The 8,574-nt window shown below is 36.0% G+C and carries 8 protein-coding genes and 1 pseudogene; 6 read left to right on the top strand and 3 right to left on the bottom strand.

Annotated features, from left to right (window positions below; genetic code table 11):
* The 3 genes and pseudogenes from ACFX4R_RS29250 to ACFX4R_RS29240 all read left to right on the top strand — a co-directional run.
* Window positions 1–284 (top strand): annotated as a pseudogene (locus ACFX4R_RS29250) (relaxase/mobilization nuclease domain-containing protein); the annotation flags it as partial.
* Window positions 268–411, top strand: coding sequence for a hypothetical protein (locus tag ACFX4R_RS29245; protein WP_377571711.1), 144 nt, complete (start codon window positions 268–270; stop codon window positions 409–411). The pseudogene ACFX4R_RS29250 and the gene ACFX4R_RS29245, both read left to right, overlap by 17 nt.
* Window positions 412–633: 222 nt before the next feature.
* Window positions 634–1,248: a helix-turn-helix domain-containing protein gene (locus ACFX4R_RS29240; protein WP_377571709.1), complete on the top strand. Its 615-nt coding sequence runs from the start codon at window positions 634–636 to the stop codon at window positions 1,246–1,248.
* Window positions 1,249–1,583: 335 nt separating this feature from the next.
* On the opposite strand, the gene ACFX4R_RS29235 is transcribed toward ACFX4R_RS29240, so the two are convergent.
* The 3 genes from ACFX4R_RS29235 to ACFX4R_RS29225 form a co-directional block, all read right to left on the bottom strand.
* Entirely contained in the window at window positions 1,584–2,150 is a 567-nt protein-coding gene (locus ACFX4R_RS29235; RefSeq protein ID WP_377571707.1) for a DUF3967 domain-containing protein, read from the bottom strand.
* A 569-nt stretch (window positions 2,151–2,719) separates the two neighbouring features.
* Window positions 2,720–3,295, bottom strand: coding sequence for an MEDS domain-containing protein (locus ACFX4R_RS29230; RefSeq protein WP_377571705.1), 576 nt, complete (start codon window positions 3,293–3,295; stop codon window positions 2,720–2,722).
* A 1,186-nt stretch (window positions 3,296–4,481) separates the two neighbouring features.
* A complete protein-coding gene (locus tag ACFX4R_RS29225; RefSeq protein ID WP_377571703.1) occupies window positions 4,482–5,663 on the bottom strand; it encodes a hypothetical protein in 1,182 nt (393 codons plus the stop codon).
* 344 nt (window positions 5,664–6,007) lie between these two features.
* Here ACFX4R_RS29225 and ACFX4R_RS29220 point away from each other — a divergent pair, with 344 nt between their 5' ends.
* From ACFX4R_RS29220 to ACFX4R_RS29210, 3 genes are all read left to right on the top strand, one after another.
* Window positions 6,008–6,520 carry a hypothetical protein gene (locus ACFX4R_RS29220; RefSeq protein ID WP_377571701.1) on the top strand — a complete coding sequence of 171 codons (513 nt, stop codon included), beginning with the start codon at window positions 6,008–6,010 and terminating at the stop codon, window positions 6,518–6,520.
* Window positions 6,521–7,228: 708 nt separating this feature from the next.
* Window positions 7,229–7,582 carry a plasmid mobilization protein gene (locus ACFX4R_RS29215; RefSeq protein ID WP_377571699.1) on the top strand — a complete coding sequence of 118 codons (354 nt, stop codon included), beginning with the start codon at window positions 7,229–7,231 and terminating at the stop codon, window positions 7,580–7,582.
* Window positions 7,564–8,574, top strand: a 1,011-nt coding sequence (locus ACFX4R_RS29210) for a relaxase/mobilization nuclease domain-containing protein (RefSeq protein WP_377571696.1), incomplete at its 3' end; no start/stop codon positions are given. The genes ACFX4R_RS29215 and ACFX4R_RS29210, both read left to right, overlap by 19 nt.

Here is an 8,574-nt window from a genome sequence, read left to right as displayed (position 1 = left end):
ATGACGTTGCTGAGCAAATTAGAGAACGACATCGTTACACACAAGCAGTATACAAACGAAACTTTGGCCGAGATGAAGACGGCCATCAGAGTACTACACAGCGAAATGAAACAGAATCAGGAGTTTCTGAGCAAAGAGTTTCAAGTAAACAATCAAGCGATCAAGGACGAGCTAGAGAAGATCAACAACAGCCTAGGCAGCAAGTTCGACAGCTTAAGCGCGACAGCGAAGGCGGAACTCAGCGAGGTCGAAAAAAACAGCAAGACTATGATATCGAACGCTAAGCTGGGTGTGGCGTTTAATGGTTGGTTAGATTGGGTTAAATATGGAGCTGGCGCAGCCGTCTTTATGGTTCCTATGTTCTTTTTGTTTAAATGGTTCTTTGGGTTATTTGGAATTAGTCTAGGGTAATGAATTACACTTTTACAAAATTCGTTGAAAAACTGCGAAAAGAGTAGAAAAAGAGGGAAATTATTGATAGTGTTGAATGTAGTATAAATGAGAAAAACCGCCAAAGCTTTGGACGGCAGGCGGTTTCTCACAAGAGAAAGGGAATTGGTCCCTTATACACATATTGATGTACATATTCTATCATAAGGGACTAATTCCTGCCACATAGGGAGAGGAATTAGTATGGCTAAAAACGAAAAAAACTTATCAAGTTTAGGACAATCTTTATCAGAGGCCAATAAAAAGGCTAGAGTGAAAGACCTTCAAAATGAACAAATTTTAAGTCATGAAGAAATGGAAAAAGCCAATGAACTTCAAGCTAAAGCTAATGCAGCTGGAATGAAGTTAGTTCCCCAAAGGAAAGTTAAAAACAAAGCTCGTTTTGTTCAAATAATACAAGAGAACTGGGCTTATCTTCAAAACATAGGTTATTTAAAAAATGAAGAAATTATATTTCTAATGAGTTTGATTCCGTTTATTGGTTTTTCATCTAATGCTATTGTAGATGATCCTAAGAAGAAACAACCTATACCTTTGACCCAAAGGGCTTTATCACAAGCTTTAGGGACAAGTGAGTCAAAGGTTAGTAGAGTCGTTAAATGTTTATATAGTAAAGGAATCATCGCACGCTCAGAAGGCTATGTAGAGGATAATAACGTTAAAACCTATGCATTATTTATTAACCCTCATGTTCTTTATGCAGGCGATCGAGATAAAATAGAAGAAGGTTTAAAAATTCAATTTGTAAAGTTAATGAAATCAAAAATTTTAAGTAAACTTCCGGTTAGATTTTTTTAAAAGACTCTTGTATAAGAGTCTTTTTTTATTTTTAAGTTGGTTTCGTACTTATCAAATTTGATAAGTATACTTATCAAATTTGATAAGTACGAAACTGATATAAAATCCTTTGTTATCAAGGCTTCAACCTACTTTAGTTATGTTGTACCTTCTCACTCTCTATTTAAATAGCAATTCGCTTATAGAATTGCAAGAGTCTTTTTATATTTTTTTCGTTAGAAAAAAATTGAAGCCTTAAGGCTCAAAGAGCCGTCTTAAGACGGCCAACTAATTATAAATGGCGTATGTTGTAAAATTGTAACAAACCAAAAAACCACCCAATCAATCTGAGTGGTTTAAGGTAACCATATTTGCCACCATTTCTTCTTGTTTTTTTCTTCTGACAAACTGGATGCTATTTCTTTTTGTGACTCTTGCATTTCTCTTAATGTTGTAATCAATGTTTTATCTCTTTGTTCTAAACTATCTTTTATGTATGCTTCCTGTTTTAGAATTTGTTTTTTGAAGTCTTCTTGTTGTCTTTCTATGATTTCATTTTGATTTTTCACTAATTGTTTTAACTCATCTAGTTCAGTCATAACTGTTGTGACTTGCCTGGTTATAACCGTTATATCCTCTGTTGTAACAGTTATATCTGTTATATCAGTTGTGTCTGTTATAACTTTATCTTTTACAATTTCCTTTACGGCTTTCGGAACAGTCATACCTTTTTCATTTTTTAAAAGTATTAATTCTTTAAATAAATTTATATCATCTTGTGAAAACAAGAGTTGTCCTTGCTGATTACGTTTAAAGTTATAACCATGCTCTTCAAAAAGTAAATAATATTTCTTTGCAGTTGAAGTCGTGACTCCAATAGCTCTTGCTAATCCATCTACTTTTTCATAGAATTCCATGTACATAACAGTTATAACCTCCAATTTATTCAGGATCATAACTATTATAACATCCTCAAATAAGATATTAATGTCTTAAAGAAAATAAAGAAGCAATCTCGGAAGTGGACTGTTGGGGGCATTCACAAGCGTAATAAGCGTAGGGATCAAGAAATGGAAAGATAATAAGATTAATATGCAATTTAGCTAAGAACAGCAAGCATAAGAGCAATCTGGGTGACCAGCATCTCTTTTAGACTAGAATCAGTACATGTAGAGTGTTGATCCAGTAAAAATAATAGTTCTCTGTTGAATAAGAAAAATTCATTTCTGGTTAACATAATATTTTTGCTCCTTTTTAACATTTTTTATTAGCATAAAAAAGCTATCTAATTTCTATGAGCATTGGCTTTACATAGAAATTAGATAGCTTTTTAAAAGGGTTCAAACGTATAACAAATAACGAAAAGATAACTGCAAATTAATAATATCATCTTATTTCTATAAAGAGTACATTTTTCCGTTATAGGGTCAAAGCATTGCTAGATCTAAAAGGAGAAATAAAAAACGCTTAAGTAATCATACTCATTGTTTTTTTATTTCACATCAGTTGATGATGGGTATTGTTCAGAGAGAATTAAATCATCTTCTACAAGAATATAAGGGTGTGTTTCCATTAAAATATTTCTCAGGTATTCTGGCATTCTCTCACTTTTATATGCACAAATTAATGGAAAAGATAGTTGATTTACAGCGTCATCCACTATCTTTTCGAAATCTTCGATCAGATGCAAAGGGTCTTCCATACTACTCCATTCTACATGTGCCCATGATCTGAAAGAAATTCCTTTTTCTAAATAAGGTTGTACGGTTTTGTTGAAGTAATCGTGAATTGCGGGAGGATGATAACTACCACTTGAATAATAGAAATCGAAATTATTAATACGGTGTATCATTTTCATTTGATCTGTGGTCAATAGTGTTTTTAGTTCATTATGAATGAGAGGATATAAACGGTCATTTTCAATAAGAATAATACAATCTCCAGAAAGAATTCCATCTTGGATATAACTTACGATTTGTTTTATATAGTTTTCTGACTCGTTATAGGAATACAGTACATGAACACTCTTTTGGTCTTCAAATAACTGATTCATTTTATTTTTGCACACATAATCCCTTCTTTCTTCTATCTCTCTAATTATACTGGGATTATGTAAATTGAATACAGTGGTAAAATTTTTATTTATACTTTATCAGAGCGTAACATATGAATAAAAGGTGCGCTTTTTATGCATCATCTCTTCAACTACCTGTAAGGAGAACTCCGTCATATCAACGATGTATAAAAAGCTGTATATTCTATAAAAGTGATCCTTAAAGAACCCTTACTCTCATAGGGGTTCTCTTTTTTCATGTGTTCCGGAAAGAGACATTATGTTAACTAACCTTGTATAGCATATACAGCCTAAAAAGCAGAAAAAACTACGCCGACGGAGAGAAGTAGTAGTTTTTTCTGCTTTTTAGCTGTAGTTGTTGGCTGATGCCTCACGGCGTCTTGAGTAGTTTGCTCATGTTATTACTTACTTATTCGTTTTATAAATTCAAATAAAAAAAGAAACAGATCCAATTAAGACTGTTTCCTGTGAAATTCCAATCCATTATTAATTTCTTTACCCATTTAGATTAATATGAAACATAAAATATGGGGTTTTCTATAAAATATATTTTGCTTCTGATATTATGTTTTATGTTAACTACAGATGTATAGGGCATACAGCCGAAAAAGAGAAAAGACTCCTGTGCCTATTCAGGTGTCTTTTCAAAGGTTATGCTAGGTGAGATAATGATATCCATCATCTTGGGTAGTTTGCTCAAATGATAAAAACATATTCAATTTTGAAAGCAAAAAACCACTGGACCTAATCAGTGGTTTTTTGTTCGTTCAATGCAGAAAATGAACAAAACATATTGGCATATACAATGTTTTGTCATTGTTCGATAGTATACCATGACAATTAGGTTCTATAAGGATTGATACATCTATGTATAGAAAATGAAACATCTTGTAGCATTGTTGAAACATTGTTTATTTAAAAATAGGATCAATTTTACTTTAAGCTAAGGTTGTTACTTCTGATAAAGTACATTATGGTATACAGCGTGAAAAGAGAAAACCTCCCTTATTCTGCGTGGGAGGGTTCTCTTTCTTGAGATGTACGCTCTTATTTTAAGGATAGATGCCTCACGGCGTCTTGGGTAGTTTGCTCAAAATAGTATTAACTATTCGTTAGGTCATTAAAAAGGGAAAAACTAATACAAATTCTTATATATCAAGTTCTATAGTGAAATATAAAACTATCGTTTTTTTTCTTTATTTCTACTATTGACATATTTACCACATGGGTAATATTTTTTCATATCTTCCCGTGTCACGATTTCGTTTTTTGGAACATCCTCAGCTGTATAAGGGAAATTTCGGGATATCTGATTGTTTCTGTAAAAAAGGTAAAGAGGGACTAAAGGAAGGTGACTAGCATCAACCCAGGTAAACCCATTTTCGGGGGTGATATCTGATGGACGTGGAGCTCCAAAGCTTATAACAAGATTGACGTAGCCTTTTTTATCAATAATTGTCTGGTAATCTGAGATTGTATAGAGCCCTAAAAAACCAATAGGTGTTATAAAACTCATACTCCAATATTGCATGTCTTCATTGCCTGATATCCCGATATTATGATACGTATCCGGGAACTTAGGAGCTTTCCAACGAATAAACAAAAGCTTACAGGGGTCCCTGTCAATTCGGTTGGAAATAGTATAGACCGTATTGCCTTCAGGTTGAGCAAATTCTGGTTCAAAACGTCTCCAGGTTAAATCGCAACTATGGCTACAATCTATTTTATTCTTATTTCTTGTATTAGTAGTGTTTAAATTGAAATAACTATCAAAATACATCTGATTCTGTCCATTCTTGTTCTTTCGGTTGAGTTCTTGTTTTTTGACACAGGAATTATTTGGATATCTTTTACCCTGTTTTGTGGAATAGTAAGTGATAGATGGAAGTCCCACACCTCCTGTTTTATCATAGCCTAAACTAGGAACGTAAATTCTTAAAATAATAAACCCACGTATATTGGGTGCCCCGTTTTCCAAAGTTTTGGCGTAAATAATATTATTACCAGCGCCAGGAACAAAACGATTAGATCCTTTAGGGGGATCCGTAAATCGGATTTTTAAGGTGTAGTTTCGGTTTTTTGCATCCCAATTAGCTCCAGGGAGAAAGGGGTTCTTACTTCCAGGATCAGGAATTATATTACGACCCACGGCTGATGCAACGAATTGATTAATTTCACCACTTACATTGAAGGAAAAATATCTTGCATATGGGTATTGTCCTTTGATAACAATCTCGATTTCAGGATCAACCTCATACGGAAAAATATAATAGTTGGCATTTTGATCCCCAAGGAAAAAGTAAGTATCGCTAGGTTGATAAATCCAATTTTGATGAGGACCCGGAATTAGAAACTTATTCATTCATAAACACATCCTTTCTTTCATTCATATAAAATATGAAGTTGTCCACCCTAATGAAACGGCGGATGTGCGACTATGAAACATTTTCTTCTCATTATGTAAACTAATGAGTTTTATGCCCTAGTAATTCATAAAAAAGAAAGCTATCAGGGAGGACAGCCTTCTTTCTCATAAGGTTGCAGTGGAAGACAACATTTAGGTATCATGAATAGTTTGTTCAAAGTATTTTTTGATATTCAGGTCGTTTATTTTTATGATTTTATATTTGAATATTTTTGAGCAGGAAATATCATTTTGCATTTGAATACTAGTACTATACTTTTAAAACGGAAGTGGAGGCTAGTATGATGCTGGTAAAAAAGATGTTAAATGGAATTATGATGAAAGAAATCACCATTAAAGAATTAGCTGATCAATATGATGTAAGTACTCGTACCATCCAATTAAGAATTAAGAAACTAGGATATGAATGGGACAGTAAGCAAAGTATTTATCGTTATGTTGGGGAAGAGCCAGAACCTTTAGAAGTTGATTTTAATACCCTTATTTCTAAAACTAATAAAATGCCAGCAGAACAAAAGCAAACTAACAGTGAGATAGCAGCTAGTATTAGTAATATAAATGAAAGTGAAAGTACTAGTACTAGCTTTTTAAAAGCTAGTACCAATGCTAGTAAAGTAGATGCAATTGATTTGTTGCTGCAGCACCCTAAAGATCGTTCAAAAAGAGTCTATAGAGGCTTTTATTTTGATAGTGACGTATTGAGTATTATTGATCGTGTTCCAAAAAGTTATAAATCAGAATTGGTAAATGAGGCTTTAAGAAAAGTATTTAAAGACAAGGGATTATTAGACTAAATAAAAATTAGAGAAGGGACAGTGGGATTAGTCTCCACAAAGGCTATTTTTGATACAAGGTACGAGTCGTATTTTTTAAGAATACCACTTAAAAAATCTCCACTCTTTTCTCCTTGCATAAAAAATTCCGGCAGGTTTGGATCTCTTGCCAAGCCGACATACCCAAAACGAAGGATATAGGGGATCGGCTTGTTTAGGCAAGTATACCTGCCGAACCGCCAGATCGGCTGCCCTAAAGTGTTCATCTTATTCCAAGATGAGAAACACACTTAAAAACATAAGAAGCCAGCCTCTCACCCCAAAACAAAGGGGGAGATAAGCTGCATTGTCAATGGTAAGCGGACCGTAGGGAGCATTAAGGAATTGACAATGTCTCTACACCCGAACCCTCTTGGCACTCAAACAAACACGTTTGTTTGACGCCAACCGGCGAGGGAGCCCCCTCAAAGTTTTGAGGGGGTTGGGGGTGTTTGTAGAAGCCATTCCAAAGGAGCTTTCCTTTGGCAGGTGTGGACAGCGTCCGCGGTCTGTCTCCCCCTTGAAAAGGGGGTTGGGGGGATTGTTATGCTTAGCATAACCAAGCTCAATTGGGTACCAATTGTAGAGCTTGCCTTATTCCGACTGTTTGGTGTATTATGGAAGCATACAGCTGGAATTTTACACCAAGTTCACCACGCTTAGTAGGTGAACATAAGGAGGAATAAAGGAATGAGCGAGACGAAAGGCGAGCGTAGGAACGAGCCTAAACAGGTGAAGTTCCGTGTCACTGAGGAAGAATTCGAACGGCTATCGCTGATGGCGGATAACGTAGGAATGACGGTGCCTGCCTTTGTGAAAGCAAAGGCACAGGGTACTCGCGTCCGACAGCCGAAGATCAATCGTGAGGGTGCTCTGGCAATTGCGAAGGAATTGCGTGCTGTGGGTACCAATATGAACCAGATTGCGAGATGGTGCAATGCAAGAGACATTGAACAATTGAGTGAACAGGAGCTTGGGAGATTGGTAAACAATCTCGACGAAATTAAAAAAGGATTGGCTGCAGCATGGCAACAATTAAGCTGAGTACGACGAAAAATGCCAATGCGTTACTGAAGTACGCTGAGAAGCGCGCTGAGGTATCAAATTCGCTTGATTGCGATGTGGACTATGTAAGGAACCAATTTAAGGCTACAAGGGAAATATGGGGCAAGAGTGGCGGCATACAAGCCCACCATATCATTCAGTCTTTTAAACCAGATGAAGTAGATCCCCAACAAGCCAATGAGATTGGGTTACAACTGGCTGAGAAGTTGGCAAAAGGTCACGAGGTGGCCGTCTATACGCACACCGATAAGGATCATATCCATAACCACATTGTGATTAATGCGGTGAACTATGAGGATGGCCGAAAGTTTCATGCTCATGGTCAAGAAGCCATTGACCGGTTTCGTGAAGTGAGTGATGAACTGTGCAAGGAACACGGCCTTTCCATCGTAGAAGAGCGCTCAGCCGATGTTCGTTACACACTAGCTGAACAGTCATTACTTGAAAAAGGTGAGTCTAGTTGGAAGGATGAAATTAGAACGGCCATTGATCAAGCCAGGGAGCAGACAGCTAGTTTTGAAGAGTTCCAGGAATGTTTAAAAGATCAAGGCGTCCAAGTGACTTTAAGAGGTAAAAACATCACGTATGAGCATCTAGAATCGAATAAAAAGGTACGTGGTACGAAATTAGGGCTGGCGTACGAAAAGGAGACGATTTTACATGGCTTTGAAAGACAAGTTACAAGAGAAAGAGAAACAGCAGGTTCCGCAGAAAGAGGAGTTACAACAGTTACAGCAGTTATACCAGGAGATGATCTTGCGTCTCAGAGCGACAGAGGGTTATCTTTCAACGTTCCTGAAAGAAAACATGAACAAAGAGATGATGATAGAACAAGAGCTCAAGGAGATCAAACAGACGAGCCAAGACGTACAGAGGGAAATGGAATTGACTTCGATGACGTTGCTGAGCAAATTAGAGAACGACATCGTTACACACAAGCAGTATACAAACGAAACTTTGGCCGAGATGAA

The sequence above is a fragment of the Priestia sp. YIM B13490 genome (genome assembly GCF_042787735.1).
GTDB classification, from domain to species: Bacteria; Bacillota; Bacilli; order Bacillales; family Bacillaceae_H; genus Priestia; species Priestia megaterium.
Note: the sequence above shows the minus strand (reverse complement) of the source record. Positions and strands in the feature narration are given on the sequence as shown.